The 17,846-nt window shown below is 62.5% G+C and carries 18 protein-coding genes; 17 read left to right on the top strand and 1 reads right to left on the bottom strand.

Features of this window, described 5'->3' with window-relative positions; translation table 11 throughout:
* Window positions 1–30 precede the first annotated feature (30 nt).
* Window positions 31–855, bottom strand: a complete 825-nt coding sequence (locus tag ACIROY_RS06610; protein WP_402340703.1) for an outer envelope protein — start codon at window positions 853–855, stop codon at window positions 31–33.
* A gap of 711 nt (window positions 856–1,566) precedes the next feature.
* Here ACIROY_RS06610 and ACIROY_RS06605 point away from each other — a divergent pair.
* The 17 genes from ACIROY_RS06605 (at window position 1,567) to prmC (ending at window position 17,787) form a co-directional block, all read left to right on the top strand.
* Window positions 1,567–2,598, top strand: a complete 1,032-nt coding sequence (locus ACIROY_RS06605; RefSeq protein WP_402340700.1) for an ABC transporter substrate-binding protein — start codon at window positions 1,567–1,569, stop codon at window positions 2,596–2,598.
* The gene (locus ACIROY_RS06600) at window positions 2,595–3,422 is read left to right on the top strand and encodes an ABC transporter ATP-binding protein (RefSeq protein WP_402340697.1); all 828 of its coding nucleotides are present in this window, start codon (window positions 2,595–2,597) and stop codon (window positions 3,420–3,422) included. Before ACIROY_RS06605 ends, ACIROY_RS06600 begins: the two co-directional genes overlap by 4 nt.
* Before the next feature lie 23 nt (window positions 3,423–3,445).
* Entirely contained in the window at window positions 3,446–4,228 is a 783-nt protein-coding gene (locus ACIROY_RS06595; protein ID WP_402277185.1) for an ABC transporter permease, read from the top strand.
* Window positions 4,229–4,340: 112 nt separating this feature from the next.
* Window positions 4,341–5,915, top strand: a complete 1,575-nt coding sequence (locus ACIROY_RS06590; RefSeq protein ID WP_402277187.1) for an ABC transporter ATP-binding protein — start codon at window positions 4,341–4,343, stop codon at window positions 5,913–5,915.
* Window positions 5,916–5,919: 4 nt separating this feature from the next.
* On the top strand, window positions 5,920–7,008 hold the full coding sequence (locus tag ACIROY_RS06585) for an ABC transporter permease (protein WP_402277687.1): 1,089 nt from the start codon (window positions 5,920–5,922) through the stop codon (window positions 7,006–7,008).
* Between the two features lie 6 nt (window positions 7,009–7,014).
* Window positions 7,015–7,935 (top strand): ABC transporter permease, encoded by a 921-nt coding sequence (locus ACIROY_RS06580; RefSeq protein ID WP_402340695.1) that lies wholly within the window; start codon window positions 7,015–7,017, stop codon window positions 7,933–7,935.
* An 81-nt stretch (window positions 7,936–8,016) separates the two neighbouring features.
* Window positions 8,017–9,153 (top strand): BMP family ABC transporter substrate-binding protein, encoded by a 1,137-nt coding sequence (locus ACIROY_RS06575; RefSeq protein WP_402340692.1) that lies wholly within the window; start codon window positions 8,017–8,019, stop codon window positions 9,151–9,153.
* Window positions 9,154–9,278: 125 nt separating this feature from the next.
* Window positions 9,279–9,680 (top strand): SRPBCC family protein, encoded by a 402-nt coding sequence (locus ACIROY_RS06570; protein WP_402340689.1) that lies wholly within the window; start codon window positions 9,279–9,281, stop codon window positions 9,678–9,680.
* Window positions 9,681–9,820: 140 nt separating this feature from the next.
* Window positions 9,821–10,612 (top strand): septum site-determining protein MinC, encoded by a 792-nt coding sequence (gene minC, locus ACIROY_RS06565; protein ID WP_402277195.1) that lies wholly within the window; start codon window positions 9,821–9,823, stop codon window positions 10,610–10,612.
* A gap of 52 nt (window positions 10,613–10,664) precedes the next feature.
* Window positions 10,665–11,480, top strand: a complete 816-nt coding sequence (minD, locus tag ACIROY_RS06560; protein WP_402277197.1) for a septum site-determining protein MinD — start codon at window positions 10,665–10,667, stop codon at window positions 11,478–11,480.
* Window position 11,481: 1 nt separating this feature from the next.
* The gene (gene minE / locus ACIROY_RS06555) at window positions 11,482–11,748 is read left to right on the top strand and encodes a cell division topological specificity factor MinE (protein WP_050476381.1); all 267 of its coding nucleotides are present in this window, start codon (window positions 11,482–11,484) and stop codon (window positions 11,746–11,748) included.
* 87 nt (window positions 11,749–11,835) lie between these two features.
* The gene (locus ACIROY_RS06550) at window positions 11,836–12,519 is read left to right on the top strand and encodes a winged helix-turn-helix domain-containing protein (RefSeq protein WP_402340686.1); all 684 of its coding nucleotides are present in this window, start codon (window positions 11,836–11,838) and stop codon (window positions 12,517–12,519) included.
* 6 nt (window positions 12,520–12,525) lie between these two features.
* On the top strand, window positions 12,526–13,437 hold the full coding sequence (locus ACIROY_RS06545) for an alpha/beta fold hydrolase (protein WP_402340683.1): 912 nt from the start codon (window positions 12,526–12,528) through the stop codon (window positions 13,435–13,437).
* Between the two features lie 119 nt (window positions 13,438–13,556).
* Complete coding sequence (hemA, locus tag ACIROY_RS06540) at window positions 13,557–14,858, top strand: glutamyl-tRNA reductase (RefSeq protein ID WP_402340681.1); 1,302 nt, start codon at window positions 13,557–13,559, stop codon at window positions 14,856–14,858.
* 102 nt (window positions 14,859–14,960) lie between these two features.
* Window positions 14,961–16,040 (top strand): peptide chain release factor 1, encoded by a 1,080-nt coding sequence (gene prfA / locus ACIROY_RS06535; protein ID WP_402340678.1) that lies wholly within the window; start codon window positions 14,961–14,963, stop codon window positions 16,038–16,040.
* A gap of 418 nt (window positions 16,041–16,458) precedes the next feature.
* Window positions 16,459–16,929 (top strand): disulfide bond formation protein B, encoded by a 471-nt coding sequence (locus tag ACIROY_RS06530; RefSeq protein ID WP_116434367.1) that lies wholly within the window; start codon window positions 16,459–16,461, stop codon window positions 16,927–16,929.
* Between the two features lie 6 nt (window positions 16,930–16,935).
* Window positions 16,936–17,787, top strand: coding sequence for a peptide chain release factor N(5)-glutamine methyltransferase (gene prmC / locus ACIROY_RS06525; protein WP_402277207.1), 852 nt, complete (start codon window positions 16,936–16,938; stop codon window positions 17,785–17,787).
* The last annotated feature ends 59 nt before the right edge of the window (window positions 17,788–17,846 follow it).

Below are 17,846 nucleotides of genomic sequence, written 5' to 3'. Positions count from 1 at the left end.
ACGCCCACCCTGGCATGCCCGCAGAAACGCTTAGAAGTGGTATTCGGCGCGGATCATCGGCGTCTTGGCCAGCGAGCCCGGGACGTTGTGCGGGTTGCCGAACTTGTTGCGCCAGTATTGGTATTCCAGGCCGACGCGGAAGGTGTTCTTGCCCATGCCCAGCGGCGTGCCGACGTCATACATGATCTGGCCGTCGAAGTTCAGCTCGGGCGCGGTGCCGCCGCCGAATTCGTTCTTGCCCTTGGCGGCGATGTAGTTCACATAACCTTCGAAGGCGAAGCCGCTGGTGCCGAACGGGATACCCCAGGCGGCGTTGAGCATCGGATGCGTGTCATACGAATAACGGCTGGTAACGCCGACCGGCTGGTTGCTTTCCCACAGCGCCAGCAGGCTGATGTTGAGGAAGCCCGGCACGTCCATCATAATGGTCGGACCAGCCACGATCATGCGCTTCTTGGAGCCGTAGCCGGGATCGTTCTTGGTGTTCCAGTCGAAACCGGCGGTCAGGCCGAAGCCGCGTGCAGGGCCGAAGGACAGGTCCTTGCCGCTGATCTTGCCGAGATCCAGCGTGTGACGGTAGACGATGTAGGCTTCCTGCGCATTGTTGTCCTTCTTGTCGGACATCAGCAGATCGACGTTGAGGAAGTTGGTGCCGTACTTGTAGCCGCTGGCGTGCGTGAAGTTGATGATGTTCTTGGTGATGTCCTGCGAATTGAACGGCTCGGCAAACTTGGTGCCGTAGCGGTAACCGATCGAGTTATCTGCCCATTCGGCCGCGTTGGCCGACATGCTGCCCATGGCCGAGATGGCCAGCGCTGCGGTAGTCAAGCACATCCCCATTGCACTCTTCTTCATACGTTTTCTCCCTTTTGCGTTTCATTGAAAAATAAATCCGGATCCCATCGCTCGTCACTGGCTGCTTGCTGCAACCTGCAACGCGCGCTCCTTCATTTGCTCACCCATATCCAATCAGGTCTGGCATCGCACCCAACAACCGTCGCTGCGCAATCCGCCGGGTCCATCAATGCAAACGTCATGCCAGCCGAAAACAAGTCGTCAAAAAACTGTCGACAATGCGCCGGCGCGTGCATCGTCAATGCGAAAAAATGGATCCGGCGAAGCCGATGTCCGCACGCCAGCCGGCACCGCTGCACAGAATGAAAACAACCCTCCCCACCATGCCGCCGAGAAGGTTGCGACGGAAGATTGTCGACAAGATATAGAACGACAGTACTAAACCCGCTCATCGACGCACACCTCTATTTACAAGGCTTACGCGGCCGCAAGAATACTGTTTTTAGTGCAACTCTTGCTAGAGCGGTGCAGCAAAGCACCAAATTGTCGCAAATGAAATTTTGGATTGTCGACAAAATAAAGCCGGCTCGAAAGCCGACTGCAGCGCTGCCTTCGCTGTCGCCGCCATCCGACGTTCTTGGCACAGTAAATGCTTTTCATCGGACATCGTTTGTAAAAACCGGACAACAAAACCGGGCCGCATTGGCGACATCACTTCACCGCCGCCTGCGCCCGGCCAACCGATCAACTGACTCCAACGGGAAGCCCACCATGCACGCCAACAAGCTCTTCAAGTTCACCGCCGCCCTGCTGCTCAGCGCCGCCTGTTCGGCCGCCTTCGCGCAAGAAACCAAAATCAAGTTTCAGCTCGACTGGCGCTTTGAAGGTCCGTCTGCGTTGTTCTTGGTGGCCAAGTCCAAGGGTTATTTCGCGCAGGAGAAACTGGACGTCGTCATCGACGCCGGCAGCGGCTCCGGCAACGCGGTCAATCGCGTGGCCTCGGGCACTTACGACATGGGCTTTGCCGACATGGCGGCGCTGATGGAATTCACCGCCAACAATCCGGCTTCGCCGGGCAAGCCGATGGCCGTGATGATGGTCTACAACGACACCCCTGCGGCGATCTTCTCGCTCAAGAAGACCGGCATCAAGACACCGGCCGATCTGGTCGGCAAGAAGCTCGGCTCGCCGGTGTTCGACGCCGGTCGCCGCGGCTATCCGATCTTCGCCAAGGCCAACGGCCTGGATGCGTCCAAAGCCAACTGGATCAGCATGGATCCGCCGCTGCGTGAAACCATGCTGGCGCGCGGCGACGTCGACGCCATCACCGGTTTCTATTTCACTTCACTGCTGAACCTGAACGCGCGCGGTATCAAGGATGCGGACATCAACGTGATGATGTTCCCCGACTATGGCGTCAAGCTGTACGGCAACGCCATCATTGCCAACGAAAGCCTCATGAAGACCAATCCGGAAGCGCTCAGGGGCTTCCTGCGCGCCTTCGCCAAGGCGACCAAGGACGTGCTGGCCAATCCCGAAGCCGCCATCAAGATACTCAAGGAACGCGACGGCCTGATTGACGAGAAGCTGGAACTGCGCCGTCTCAAGCTGGCCATCTCCAGCGCCATCGCCACGCCGCACGCCAAGGCCGAAGGTTACGGCCAGGTGTTCCTGCCGCGCCTGACGCTGATGGCTTCGCAAGTGTCGGATGCCTACGGCACCAAGACGCGCGTCAACGCAGAAAAGATCTGGACGCCGGCCTACCTGCCGTCCAAGGAATTGCTCAACGTGTTCGGGAAATGACATTGCAAGCTGACACCATCGAAGCAGGCGTGACCGATACGGCGCAAGTCTTCGTCGACTTCCGCCGTGTCTTCCTGTCCTACGACGGCTCCGACGAATTTGCGGTCGAAGACATTTCCCTGCAAACCAGGCAAGGGGAATTCATCGCCATCGTCGGCCCGTCCGGCTGCGGCAAGTCGACCTTCATGAAGCTGGCAACGGGCCTGAAGCGGCCCACGCGCGGCAGCGTCGCCATCGCCGGCGCCGAGGTGACCGGCCCCCTCAAATTCGTCGGCATGGCCTTCCAGGCGCCGACTCTGCTGCCATGGCGCACCACGCTCGACAATGTTCTGCTGCCGCTGGAAATCGTCGAGCCGTATCGCCACGACTTCAAGAAGAACAAGGCGCAGTACACCGAGCGCGCGCTCAAATTGCTCAAGACCGTCGGCCTGGACGGCTATGCCGACAAGTTTCCGTGGGAACTGTCGGGCGGCATGCAGCAACGCGCGTCGATCTGCCGCGCGCTGATCCACGAGCCGAAGATGCTGCTGCTGGACGAACCCTTCGGCGCGCTCGACGCCTTCACCCGCGAAGAGCTGTGGTGCGTGCTGCGCGACCTGTGGACCGAGCGCCAGTTCAACGTCATCCTGGTGACCCACGATCTGCGCGAGGCTGCTTTCCTGGCCGACACCATTTACGTGATGAGCAAACGCCCCGGCCGCATCGTGGCGCGCAAGGAAAATCCGCTGCCGCGTCCGCGCGAGCTGGAGCTCACCTACACCGATCCCTTCAACGCCCTGGTGCACGAGCTGCGCGAGCATATCGGCCGCGTGCGCAACACCTGAGAACCACCTGAACCAAGGCGCCCATGAAAAAACTTTCCTCAATGAACCAAGCCGCCCGCACGCTGGCGCCATGGATACTGCTGCTGGCGATCCTGGTGGTCTGGCAAATCATCTGCAGCGCGCTGGACGTGTCCGAGTTCATCTTTCCGAGCCCGATGGCGATCATCGAGGCCATGATCGAATTCGCCGGCCCGATCGCGCATCACGCGCTGTCGACCTTCTGGGTCACCATGGTGGGCTTCGCGATTGCGGTCGCGGTCGGCGTGTCGCTGGGCTTCCTGATCGGTTCTTCGCCACTGCTGTATGCCGCGGCGTATCCGTTGATGACGGCGTTCAACGCCCTGCCCAAGGCCGCCTTCGTGCCGGTGCTGGTGGTGTGGTTCGGTATCGGCGCCGGGCCGGCGATCCTGACGGCCTTCCTGATTTCCTTCTTCCCGATCATGGTCAACATCGCCACGGGTCTGGCGACCCTGGAGCCGGAACTGGAAGACGTCTTGCGCGTGCTCGGCGCCAAACGCATGGACATCTTGCTCAAGGTCGGCATGCCGCGCTCGCTGCCCTACTTCTTTGCCTCGTTGAAGGTCGCCATCACGCTGGCCTTTGTCGGCTCGACCGTGTCGGAGATGAACGCCTCCAACGAAGGCATCGGCTACCTGCTGGTGTCGGCCGGCTCGTCGATGAAGATGCCGCTGGCCTTTGCCGGACTGGTGGTCATCGGCGCGATGGCGATGGCTATGTACGAACTGTTTGCGATCATCGAAAAACGCACCACGCGCTGGGCCCACCGCGGCGGCAACCGTTCGTGATATTTTTTGCAATTTTCCCGATTGTCGACAATTTGGCTATGGTAAATTCCGCAGATCATTTGAATAACCTGGAACGCGCGCGGGAAGGCGCGGTTCCTGCGAGGGGAAATCCGTGACCGCAACGTCGCCTGCGCGCCTGCAAATAGCGCATATCCGCAAGGCCTATCCGGGAGTACTGGCCAACGACGACATCAACCTGAGCGTCGCGCCCGGCGAGATCCATGCCGTCCTTGGCGAGAACGGCGCCGGCAAGTCGACGCTGATGAAGATCATCTTCGGCACCGTCAAACCCGACGCCGGTGAAATCTACTGGAACGGCGCCCTGGCGCACATCGCCAATCCGCAGATCGCGCGCAAGCTCGGCATCGCCATGGTATTCCAGCACTTTTCTCTGTTCGACACGCTGACCGTGGCGGAAAACATCGCGCTGGGTCTCGACGCCGACACCGACATGCAGGACCTGGTCGCGCGCATCCGCCAGACCGGCGAAAAATACGGTCTCGAGCTGGAGCCCAATCGTCACGTCCACACGTTGTCGGTGGGCGAGCGCCAGCGCGTGGAAATCGTGCGTGCGCTGCTGACCAATCCGCAATTGCTGATCCTTGACGAACCGACTTCGGTGCTGACGCCGCAGGCGGTCGAGAAGCTGTTCGTCACGCTGCGCCTGCTGGCCGACGAAGGTTGCAGCATCCTCTACATCAGCCACAAGCTCGACGAGATCCGCGCACTGTGCCACAGCGCCACCGTGATGCGCGGCGGCCGCGTGACCGGGACCTGCGATCCGCGCAATGAAACCAGCGCCGGCCTGTCGCGCATGATGATCGGCGAAGAGCTGGTGCGGCTGCGCCGCGAACGCAATCCGCAGTTTTCCGGCATGCAACGCAACGAGCGCAAGCTGCACGTCAATCGCCTCTGCCTGCCGAAAGCGCATCTGTTCGCCACCGAACTGCAAGACATCGAATGCGAAGTGCGCGCCGGCGAGATCGTCGGCATCGCCGGCGTGTCCGGCAACGGCCAGCAGGAATTGCTGGCGGCGCTGTCCGGGGAAGACCAGCGTGCCGCGCCCAACATGATCATGCTGAGCAGCGCCGCCGTCGGTCATCTGGCGCCCAATCCGCGCCGCGCCAAGGGCCTCGGCCTGGTGCCCGAAGAACGTCTCGGCCGCGGCGCCGTGCCGACGCTGAGCCTGTCGGCCAACATGCTGCTGTCGCACCAGAAAGTGCCGTACGTCAAACACGGCATGATCGATTTCGCCTACACGCGCAAGATCGCCGCCTCCATCATCGAACGTTTCAAGGTCAAGGCCAGCGGCCCCGACGCGCTGGCAAAAAGCCTGTCCGGCGGCAACCTGCAAAAATTCATCGTCGGCCGCGAGATGGAGCGCAAACCCAGTGTCTTCATCGTCGCGCAACCGACCTGGGGCGTCGATGTCGGCGCCGCCGCACAAATCCATGCCGAAATCCTGGCGCTCAAACAAGAAGGCTGTGCCGTGCTGGTGATCTCCGAAGAACTTGATGAGTTGTTCGCGCTGTGCGATCGCCTGCATGTGATCGCCAAGGGACGTTTGTCGCCTTCCGTCCCGATTGAACAGGCCACGCGGGAGCAGGTCGGTTTGTGGATGAGCGGCTTGTGGAACAATGACGCGCCGCCTGCGCCGAACAATGCTGCGGAGGCTGCACATGGTTAAGTCTATGTTCACCTCGCTCCCTTTCCGGCTCGAGCTGCGCGGCGTGCCGTCGCGCCGCATGACGTATCTGTCGCCGGTCATCGCCATCATCCTGACGCTGTTGCTCGGCGCGTTGCTGTTCCTGGCGCTGGGCAAGGATCCGATTGCCGGCCTCAAGGTCTTCCTGGTGGATCCGTTCAGCAGCAAGCGCGCCATCAGCGAACTGCTGCTCAAATCGATTCCGCTGATCCTGTGCGCGCTGGGCCTGGCCGTGTGCTTCCGCGCCAGCATCTGGAACATCGGCGCGGAAGGCCAGTTCACCGTCGGCGCCTTATGCGCGGGGGCGCTGCTGGTGTGGATTGACGTGCCCGACCATGCGATTCCGGGCGGCCTCGGACTGATCCTGATGATCGTCGCCGGCGTGATCGGCGGCGCTCTCTGGGCCGGCATCACGGCGCTCTTGCGCGACAAGTTCAACGCCAACGAAATCCTGGTGTCGCTGATGCTGACCTATGTCGCGCAGCTGCTGCTGATGTACGCCGTCAACGGTCCGCTGAAGGATCCCAACGGCATGAACTTCCCGCAGTCGAAGGTCTTCTCCAGCGAGTTCATGCTGCCGATGCTGATGAGCGGCACGCGCCTGCACATCGGCTTCGCGGTGACCATCGTGGCGGCGATCGTGATGGCGGTGTTCATGATGCGCAGCTTCCGCGGCTTCTCGCTGATGGTCGGCGGCGTTGCGCCTCATGCGGCGCGCTACGCAGGGTTTTCCAGTCGCAACGCCTTGTGGGTGTCGCTGTTGATTTCAGGCGGTTTCGCCGGGCTGGCGGGGGCGTTCGAAATCGCCGGGCCGATCGGCCAGCTGTTGCCGTCGGTGTCGCCGGGCTATGGCTTCGCGGCGATCATCGTTGCCTTCATCGGCCGCCTGCATCCGATCGGTGCGGTGTTCGGCGGACTGATCATGTCGCTGCTGTACCTGGGCGGCGAGCTGGCGCAATCGCGCCTGGGCCTGCCGTCGGCGATCACGGGTGTGTTCCAGGGCATGCTGCTGTTCCTGCTGCTGGCGTGCGACACGCTGATCGATTACCGCCTGCGCTGGAAACAAAAAGGATAAGCAAACATGGACCAACTCGCTCCTCTCATCGCGGCCTCGATCAACGCCGGCACGCCGCTGCTGCTGGCGGCCATCGGCCTGCTGATCAACGAACGCGCCGGCGTGCTCAACCTCGGCGCGGAAGGCATGATGCTGGTCGCGGCCATCGCCGGTTTCGCAGTCGGCTACACCACCAAGAGCCCGCTGCTGGGCTTCCTCGCCGGCGCGCTGTGCGGCATGCTGATGGCGACGCTGTTTTCGTGGCTGGCGCTGATTCTGGCGACCAACCAGGTCGCCACCGGGCTGGCGCTGTCGATCTTCGGCGCCGGACTGTCGGCATTCATCGGCCAGCGTTTCGTCGGCCTCGCCCTGCCGTCGCAAAGCACCGGCATTCCCAGCCTGAACAATATTCCGTTCGTCGGCCCCGCCTTCTTCACCCAGCACTGGATGGCTTATGTCGCGCTGCTGCTGTGCGCGGCGATTGCCTGGTTCCTGTACCGCACGCGCGCCGGCCTGATCCTGCGCGCGGTTGGCGAGTCGCCGGAGTCGGCCCATGCACTGGGCTATTCGGTACGCGGCATCCGCTTCCTCGCGCTGCTGTTCGGCGGCGCCTGCTGCGGCCTGGCCGGCGCGTATCTGTCGCTGGTCTATACACCGATGTGGGTCGAAGGCCTGGTCTCCGGTCGCGGCTGGATCGCGCTGGCGTTGACCGCCTTCGCCACCTGGCGTCCGGCACGGGTCTTGCTGGGTTCGCTGCTGTTCGGCGGCGTGACGATTTTGCAGTTTTATCTGCAGGGCGTCGGCGTGACGATTCCGTCGCAGATCCTGTCGATGCTGCCCTATGTCGCCACCATCGTGGTGCTGGCGCTGATCTCGCGCAATCCCGACTGGATCCGCCTGAACATGCCGGCGTCGCTGGGCAAGCCGTTCCGCCCGGGGGCATCCTGATTTTGTTGTTGGTTTTTACAGTTCGTTTTGCAGTGCATTTTTAATTGAACCGATTTTGATTTTTCAACAGGGAGAGAAAGTATGAAAATTTCGCGCAGGGCATCGATTGCGATGCTCGCCACACTGGCGGCCGCCACCTTGATCGGCTGCGGCAAAAAAGAAGAAGCGGCTCCCGCAGCTGCCGCCGCGCCTGCTGCAGCGCCGGCCGCGGCCGAACCGCTGAAGGTTGCCTTCGTCTACATCGGCCCGGTCGGCGACGCCGGCTGGACCTTCGCCCACGATAACGGCCGTAAGGCGGTCGAAGCGAAGTTCGGCGACAAGGTCAAGACCACCTTCGTCGAAAACGTCCCTGAGTCGGCAGCCGACGCCGAGCGCGTGATGCGCCAGCTGGCCACCGACGGCAACAAGCTGATCTTCGGCACCACCTTCGGCTACATGGAAGCGATGCTGAAGGTCGCCAAGGAATTCCCGGACGTCAAGTTCGAACACGCCACCGGCTTCAAGACCGCCGACAACCTGGCGCAGTACGACGTGCGCACCTATGAAGGCGCTTACCTGGCAGGCGTGGTCGCCGGCAAGATGAGCAAGTCGGGCAAGCTGGGCGTGGTCGCCTCGGTGCCGATTCCTGAAGTGGTTCGCAACATCGACGCTTTCACCCTGGGTGCGCGCTCGATCAATCCGAAAGCCACCACGCGCGTGGTCTGGGTCAACAAGTGGTTCGATCCGGGCAAGGAACGTGAAGCCGCCACCACGCTGATCGGCCAGGGCGTCGACGTGCTGATGCAGAACACCGATTCCGCCGCCGTGGTCCAGACCGCGCAGGAAAAAGGCGTCTACGCATTCGGCTGGGACAGCGACATGACCAGCTTCGGCCCGAAGGCCCATCTGGCTGCATCGATGATCAACTGGGGCGTGTACTACACGGCGCGCGTGCAAGCGGTGCTGGACGGTTCGTGGAAGACCGGCACCACCTGGCTCGGCCTGAAGGAAAACGGCATCGACCTGGGCGGCTTCAATCCTGAACTGCCGGCCGACGTCAAGGCGCTGGTGGAAGAACGCAAGAAGGGTATCGCCGACGGCTCCGCTCCGATCTGGAAGGGTCCGATCAAGGACAACACCGGCAAGGAACAAGTCGCCAAGGACGCAGTGGCTGATGACGGCTTCCTGCACGGCGTGAAGTTCTACGTCGAAGGCGTGGAAGGCAAGGTACCGGGCTGATCGTCCGCCCACCTGACTTGCCAATGTAGCAAGCTGCCGGGGACTTACCGTCCCCGGCTTTTTTTTTGTCTGCTTGTTTTATCTCCTGCGCTGCATAATGGCCTCCTTGTCCAAGGAGATTCGCCATGCCCAAGCCGCTTCCCACCCGCCTCCTGCACGTCACCATCGAACGTCCCGTACAGGACGTCTACCGCTTCGTCGCCAATCCGGAAAACATGCCGAAATGGGCTTCCGGCCTCGGCAAGGGCATACAGCAAGTCGATGGAAAATGGCTCGCCGACACCCCGGAAGGCAAGCTGGAAGTCCGTTTTGCACCGGCCAACGACTTCGGCGTGCTCGATCATGAGGTGGTGCTGGCTTCCGGCCAGAGCGTGGCCATCCCGATGCGCGCGGTGGCCAACGGCGACGGCTGCGAGCTGACTTTCACCCTGTTCCGCCAGCCGGAGATGGATGACGCCAGGTTCAATGACGACACCGCCTGGGTGACGCGCGACCTGGAGGCCCTCAAGACCTTGCTGGAGGCCTGACTGCCGCCGATGGCCTCTATCGCGCCGGCGCGCTGACTGTATAATGCCAAACCAACACCGGCCTCGCGCCAGACGGAACCTCCCCGAACGCAATGAACCTGCAGTTTTCCCACCGGGAAAACGCGGGCACTGAACAACTTATGCAAAAAGCTCGTAAACCGATCGACATCAAGATATCCACGGTGGTCGCCATTTCCGCGATCCTGCACGAAACCGATCCGGCGGCGCTGGACCAGGCCCTCAAGGACATGACCGGCGGCGTGTCCGACTTCTTTGAAGACGAATTCGCCGTGATCGACATCGGCGCGCTGGACAGCGGCGCTGCGGGCATCGACTGGACCGCGCTGGTGGCTTTGTTCAAGCGCTATCGCCTCAACGCGGTGGCCGTGCGCAATGCGCCGGAAGAACTGCACGCCGAGATCGCCGCGCAGGGACTGTCCATCGACGGCGGCGCACCGCGTCCGCCACAGCAGCAGGAAACCGAAACCGCTGTTGTTGCAGAGGAAGCGCCCAAGCCGGTTGCTGTAGCTGCGGCCGCGGCTCCGGCTGCCGCTTCTGTGCAAGTTCAGGCCGCACCGGTTGCACCGACGGCCGCCACGATGATCATCGACACGCCGGTGCGTGCAGGCCAGCGCATCTACGCCCGTGGCGCCGACCTGGTGATCATGGCGGCGGTCAACAACGGCGCCGAGATCATCGCCGACGGCAGCATCCACGTCTACGCCCCGCTGCGCGGCCGCGCCCTGGCCGGCGCCAGCGGCAATACCGGCGCGCGCATCTTCGCGGCGAGCCTGGAAGCGGAACTGGTGTCGATTGCCGGCGTCTACCGTACCTTCGAGAACGGCCATCCGCCCGAGCTGGCGCAAAAACAGGTGCAGGTGCGCCTGACCGGCGACCGTATCGACGTGCTGCCGATCAATACCAGCAAATAATTTAGTATTCGCATCATCAAGTATTCAAATCTGATCTTCTAAGGAGTCTTTTGTGGCAAAAATCATCGTTGTGACATCCGGTAAAGGCGGCGTCGGCAAAACGACGTCGAGCGCCAGTTTCGCATCGGGTCTGGCCCTGCGCGGACACAAGACCGTCGTCATCGACTTCGATGTCGGCCTGCGCAATCTCGATCTGATCATGGGCTGCGAACGCCGCGTGGTGTACGACCTGATCAATGTCGTCAATCAGGAAGCCACGTTGAACCAGGCCCTGATCAAGGACAAGCACTGCGACAACCTGTTCATCCTGCCGGCCTCGCAAACCCGCGACAAGGACGCGCTGTCGGAAGAAGGCGTGGAACGCGTGCTGGGCGACCTGCAAAAGATGGACTTCGAGTACATCATCTGCGATTCGCCGGCCGGCATCGAACACGGCGCCGTGATGGCGCTGACCTTCGCCGACGAAGCGATCATCGTGACCAATCCGGAAGTCTCCTCGGTGCGCGATTCGGACCGCATCCTCGGCATCATCCAGGCCAAGTCGCGCCGCGCCCTGAGCGGCGGCGAGCCGGTCAAGGAACACCTGCTGATCACCCGCTATTCGCCCAAGCGCGTCGAAGCCGGCGAAATGCTGTCATACACCGACGTGCAGGAAATCCTGCGCATCCCGCTGATCGGCATCATTCCTGAATCGGAGTCGGTGCTGCACGCGTCCAACCAGGGTAATCCTGCGATTCATCTGAAAGAGACCGACGTGTCCGAGGCCTACCAGGACCTGGTCAGCCGCTTCCTCGGTGAAGACCTGCCGCTGCGCTTCATCAGCTATGAAAAGCCGGGCCTGCTCCAGCGTATTTTCGGAGGTAAATGACATGGCTTTGCTTTCCTTCCTGTTTCCGCCCAAGGCAAAAAGCGCCACGGCCGCCAAGGAACGCCTGCAGATCATTATCGCGCGCGAGCGCGGCGGTCGCCAAGGCCAGGGCTATGACTTCCTGCCGGCGCTGCACAAGGAACTGATCGAGGTGATTTCCAAGTACACCAAGGTCAACGCCGACGACATCAAGATCTCGCTCGACCGCCAGGGCAACCTGGAAGTGCTCGACGTGAACGTGGTGCTGCCGGACGCCGACGCGCCTTAAGCTCCTTCTCACCGCGCCGGACTTGATCCGGCGCGGTGCTTTTCGGGGGCCGGATTCCTCGCCGCCGAAAACTTCTCCCTGCATGCCATGCACATTTCCATCTTCAGCCGCTCCGCCGACGACCTCGCCCTGATCGCACGCAGCCTGCCTGCGCACGACTGCGAAGCCGTGCAGCAGCGCGCGGACCTGCGCCGTGCGCAGGCGCAATTGCTGATCGTGGATGTAGCCGACGCCGGGGAACATCTGGCTGAAATCGTGCAAGCGGCGACGACGCTGCCGGTGCTGCTGCTGGCAGGCGACGCGCTCGCCGAGCTGGCGGCGTTATCCGAATACGCCGGCCGGCGGCTGGTCGAGAGCGAGTTCAAGCCCTTGCGCCGCCACGCCCTTGCCGCGCGCGTGGCCTTGCTGCTGCAGCGCGCCTATCCCGGTCACGACGAGCGGCAGGTGCAGCAATTCGGCGATTACCGCTTTGAAACGCCGGCCAATCTGGTCACACACGCGGGCGTACCGGTCACGTTGACGCAAAAGGAATTCGCGCTGGCGCTGCTGCTGTTCGCCGGCCTCGGCCGGCCGCTGTCGCGCGTCACCCTGCAGGAAAGCGTCTGGGGCGCAGAGGACGACAACGCCGTGCCGACCCGCACCATCGACACCCACATCTCGCGCGTGCGCAGCAAGCTCGCGCTCAAGCCGGAGAACGGCTACCGGCTCAGCACCGTGTACGGCTATGGCTACCAGCTGGAGCGGCTGGACGCGCCAGCGCCAAGGAAATAGCAGACCGTGTCCGGCGCACGCACCGATCATCTCCTCACCCGTATTGCGGCATCGGTGGCGCGCGATCCTGCGCTTCGCCACGGCCGCTTTGTCGACACCGCTGCCGGACGCGTGCACCTGACCGACTCGGCTTGCGGCGACGACGACCGCCCCTGCATCGTCTTCACACCTGATGGCCCCAATGTCGTGGCCCACTATCAACGCCTGGTCGACTTGCTGGCGCCGCATTTCCGCGTGGTCTGCTTCGACATGCCGGGATTCGGCTTTTCATTGCCGGCCCCGGATTACACCCACTCGCTGGACCATGGCGCGCGCGTGGTGCTGGCAGTGCTGGATCAATTGCAGATTGAGCGCGCCACGCTGGCCTTCAGCTGCGCCAACGGCCTGTATGCGATCCGCGCGGCGCAGCTGGCGCCGGCGCGCATCGCCAGCCTGATGCTGACGCAAACGCCCGCGCTGGCGGCGATGCAGGCATGGGCCTACAGGATGATTCCGCGGCCTTTGCGCGTGCCGGTGGCGGGACAACTGATCACCTGGCTGGCCCGTCGCAAACTGGCGCAGCTGTGGTATCGCAGCGCCTTGCCGGCCGGCGCGGATGCCGGCGCGTTTCAGGAAATTGCACGCCGCTCGTTCGATGCCGGTGGCTGCTTCTGCCTGGCGGGCGTGGTGCAGGGACTGTTGCGCGAAACCTCGCTCGCCACCTTGCCGGACACCCCCTGCACGCTGGTCTGGGGCAATCTTGATCGATCTCACCGCGCCACGCCGCCGGAATCGCTGCGCGATTGCCTGCCGCAAGCGGAGATCGTGCAGTTCGGCGATTGCGGGCATTTTCCCGACCTGGAACAGCCGGAGCGTTACGCGCTGGAAATTGTTTCCCACATGCAAAAATTGACCATACACGCCCGCGTCGGCTCATAGCGTGCATAAATAGTCATTATTGATACACTTCAAAACCCCTTTACCCGCAGCGGGTATAATATCGAGTTGATATTCCCCCATTTTTCGCGCTGTATTAGCTCGACAACCCTAGAGTCGCCATGCACTTGCTTGCCGTCGGACTGAACCACACTACCGCGCCGGTTTCCCTGCGCGAAAAAGTGGCGTTCCCGGCCGACCAGATCGGCCAGGCGGTGGCGTCTGCGCGGGCCTGGTTCGGGCGCGCAGACCTGAGCGCCAATCTGGCGCAGACCGGCGAAGCGGCGATCCTGTCGACCTGCAACCGCACCGAGCTGTACGCCGCCAGCACCGCTGCCGCAGGCGGCGTCGATGCCGCCATCGACAGTACCGCGCATTTCCTCGCCGATTACCACAAGCTTTCCTACGCCGAACTACGCCCCTTCCTGTATGCCTTGCCGCAGGACAATGCCGTGCGTCACGCCTTCCGCGTCGCCTCCGGGCTCGACTCGATGGTGTTGGGCGAACCGCAGATCCTCGGCCAGATGAAGGACGCCGTGCGCCAGGCGGACGCCGCCGGCGGGCTCGGCACCTATTTGCATCAACTGTTCCAGCGCACCTTCGCGGTCGCCAAGGAAGTCCGCAGCACCACCGAGATCGGCGCGCACAGCGTGTCGATGGCCGCCGCTGCGGTGCGCTTGTCGCAACGGATTTTCGATTCAATCTCGGGCCAGCACGTGCTGTTCATCGGCGCCGGTGAAATGATCGAATTGTGCGCCACCCACTTCGCCGCGCAGAATCCGAAATCGCTGACCGTTGCCAACCGCACGCTGGAACGCGGCGAGACGCTGGCACATCGCTTCAACGGCGCGGCGCTGCGCCTGGCCGATCTGCCGACGCAATTGTCGAAGTTCGACATTGTGGTGTCCTGTACTGCCTCGTCGCTGCCGATCATCGGCCTCGGCCTGGTCGAGCGCGCCGTCAAGGCGCGCCGCCACAAACCGATTTTCATGGTTGACCTGGCCGTGCCGCGCGATATCGAATCCGAAGTCGGCCGCCTCGACGACGTCTTCCTGTACACCGTTGACGACCTTGCCTCGGTCGTGCAGAGCGGCGTCGAAAACCGCCAGGCCGCCGTCGCGCAAGCTGAAGCCATCATCGAAACCCGCGTGCAGTCCTTCATGCACTGGATCGACACCCGCGCCGTGGTGCCGGTGATCCAGGACCTGCACGACGCCGGCGAAACGCTGCGCCTGGCCGAGCTCGAACGCGCGCGCAAGCTGCTGGCCAAGGGCGAAGACATGGACGCCGTGCTCGATGCGCTGTCCCGGGGACTCACCGCCAAATTCCTGCATGGCCCGCAACAGGCCCTGCATCACGCGCAAGGCGACGAGCGCGCACATCTGGTCCAGCTGCTGCCGCAACTGTTCCGCACAAAACGTTAGCGACTTCGTTCGCCGGCCGGCATCCTTGCGATCGCCGGCATTCTCTGCCCCCTGCTTGTAACGCGGGCATCGCATCACCCCCTCATTTAGTAAAGTCAGTCCATGAAACCCTCCATGCTCGCCAAACTCGACCAGCTCGCCGAACGGCTGGAAGAACTCAACAACCTGCTGATGCAGCAGGAAGCCACGTCCGACATGGACAACTATCGCAAGATGACGCGCGAACACGCCGAGCTCGGTCCGCTGGTGGCGCTGTACCTGACCTATTCACAGGCCGCGAACGACATCGTCACGGCACAGGAGCTGCTGTCGGATCCAGACATGAAGGAATTCGCGCAGGAAGAAATCAACGGCGCCAAGGCACGCATGGACGCGCTGGAGACGGACCTGCAAAAGATGCTGCTGCCGAAGGATCCCAACGACGAGCGCAACATCTTCCTGGAAATCCGCGCCGGCACCGGCGGCGACGAATCGGCGCTGTTCGCCGGTGACCTGCTGCGCATGTACACGCGCTTCGCCGAGCGCAATCGCTGGCAGGTGGAGATGATGTCGGCCTCCGATTCGGAAGTCGGCGGCTACAAGGAAGTGATCGTGCGCATCGCCGGTTTCGGCGCATATTCACGCCTGAAGTTCGAATCCGGCGGCCACCGCGTGCAGCGCGTGCCGGCCACCGAAACCCAGGGGCGCATCCACACCTCGGCCTGTACCGTGGCCGTGATGCCGGAAGCCGATGAAGTCGAAGACGTCGACATCAATCCGGCCGATATCCGCATCGACACTTACCGCGCCTCGGGCGCGGGCGGTCAGCACATCAACAAGACCGACTCGGCGGTGCGTATCACGCACATGCCGACAGGCATCGTGGTGGAATGCCAGGACGACCGCAGCCAGCACAAGAACAAGGCCTCGGCGCTGAAGGTGCTGGCGGCGCGCATCAAGGACGTGCAACTGCGTGAACAGCAATCCAAGGAAGCCGCCACGCGCAAATCGCTGATCGGCTCAGGTGACCGCAGCGAGCGCATCCGCACCTACAATTTCCCGCAGGGCCGCATGACGGACCACCGCATCAACCTGACGCTGTACAAGCTGGATTTCATCATGGACGGTGATCTGGAAGAGCTGACCAATGCGCTCATTACCGAGCATCAGGCTGAATTGCTGGCGCAACTGGGCGACGAATAAACAGTGACGATTGTTCAGCACGATCGTCCAGTAACCCAGCATTGTCGCGGGCTGTGGCACAATGCAGCAGCGCCGGAACCAATTTCACCAGGCCCCCTCTGAGGGTACAGCTTAGGCTATAGAACTCATTTCCTGAATATCCGTGAGATGCGTTTGCGCCAGAAAGGGCGCTGGCAAGGCGTGCGACGCGTCGCGTGGCGGTGCCACGCGCAAGGAGCGCAACGCAGCCAGCGCCCTTTCTGGAGCAAACCCTTCGGGAACGTCCTGTTTGGGTGTATTGCTGCGTTGCGCCGCTTGCCAAGGGAACCACCCTTGGCTGCGCGACACGCCTTGCACTACCTCCCAAACAGGATCGTTCGCACTCGCGGATATTCAGGAAATGAGTTCTAATTCCGAACAACATCAAAATCAAACGCCCATGAAATCGTCCAAATCCCTGTTCCTGTCAGTCGCCCTGTTGTGCATCGCCCTGCTCGGCGCCGCTCTCTATTTGCAAATCGTCGAAGAGATGATGCCGTGTCCGCTGTGCATCATCCAGCGCTACATCTTCGTCGCCATCGCCATCATCTGCATCATCTTCGCCTTCCTGCCACCCGGCTCTGCCAAGCTTGGCGCCGGCCTCGGCACGCTGGCTGCGCTGGGCGGTATCGCCACCGCCGGCTGGCACCTGTGGGTGCAGGCGCATCCGGGCACATCCTGCGGCATCGATCCGCTGGAAACGTCGCTCAACACCATCCCGACGGCGACGCTGTTCCCGACGCTGTTCAAGGCTGACGGTCTGTGCGCCAATCCGTATCCTTTCCTCGGGCTATCGATTCCGCAGTGGTCGCTGATCTGGTTCGCCATTATCGCGATCGTGCTGGTGCGTCGCATCGTCAAGCGCGGTTGATTTTCCGTGACTGATTTTCCGGACATCCGGCCAGGCGTCAGCCTGGCCGAGGCGCTGCGCAACGCCCCGCTCGACTCGCTGGAAAATCGCATCCTGATCGGCCATGCGCTGCAACTGACGCGCATCCAGCTGATCACCCAATCCGAACGTCAACTTACACCCGATGAAGCGGCGCAACTGAGCGCGCTGTTCCGTCGTCGCCTGCAAGGCGAGCCGATCGCCTACATCGTCGGTGAGCGCGAGTTCTTCGGCCTGGCGATGCAGGTCACAGCGGATGTCCTGATCCCGCGTCCCGACACCGAATTGCTGGTGGAGCTGGCGCTGGAGCGCTTGCCGCAACACGGCCGGGCGCTCGACATGGGCACCGGCTCCGGCGCCATCGCGGTGGCCATTGCGCACACGCGGCCGGATGTCTCCATGACAGCGCTCGACGTCAGTGAAGGCGCGCTGAAGGTCGCTGCAGGGAATGCGCAACGGCATGATGCAAAGGTAGAGTTTTTGCGCAGCGACTGGTACGCCGCGCTGGGCGACGCCACGGCTCCGTATCTCGACCTGATCGTTTCCAATCCGCCTTACATCGTCGCCGGCGACGTGCACTTGTCGCAGGGGGATTTGCGCTTCGAACCGATCAGCGCATTGACCGATCACGCTGACGGCTTGTCGGCGCTGCGCATCATCATCGACGGTGCGGCGACTTATCTGAAAGCGGACGGATGGCTGTTGATGGAACACGGCTACGATCAGTCAGAGGCCGTGCGCAAGCTGCTGGAGCAGCGCGGTTTCGCCGAAGTGCAAAGCTGGCGCGACCTGGCCGGGATCGAACGTGTCAGCGGCGGCAGGCTCACTGCCACTTCCTAATCTCTTCCAAGCCGCGAAATAAAAACGCCGTCGTCCCGGCATTGCCCGGGACGACGGCG

The organism is Herbaspirillum sp. NPDC101396 (genome assembly GCF_044767365.1).
Lineage (GTDB): Bacteria > Pseudomonadota > Gammaproteobacteria > Burkholderiales > Burkholderiaceae_D > Herbaspirillum.
Note: the sequence above shows the minus strand (reverse complement) of the source record. Positions and strands in the feature narration are given on the sequence as shown.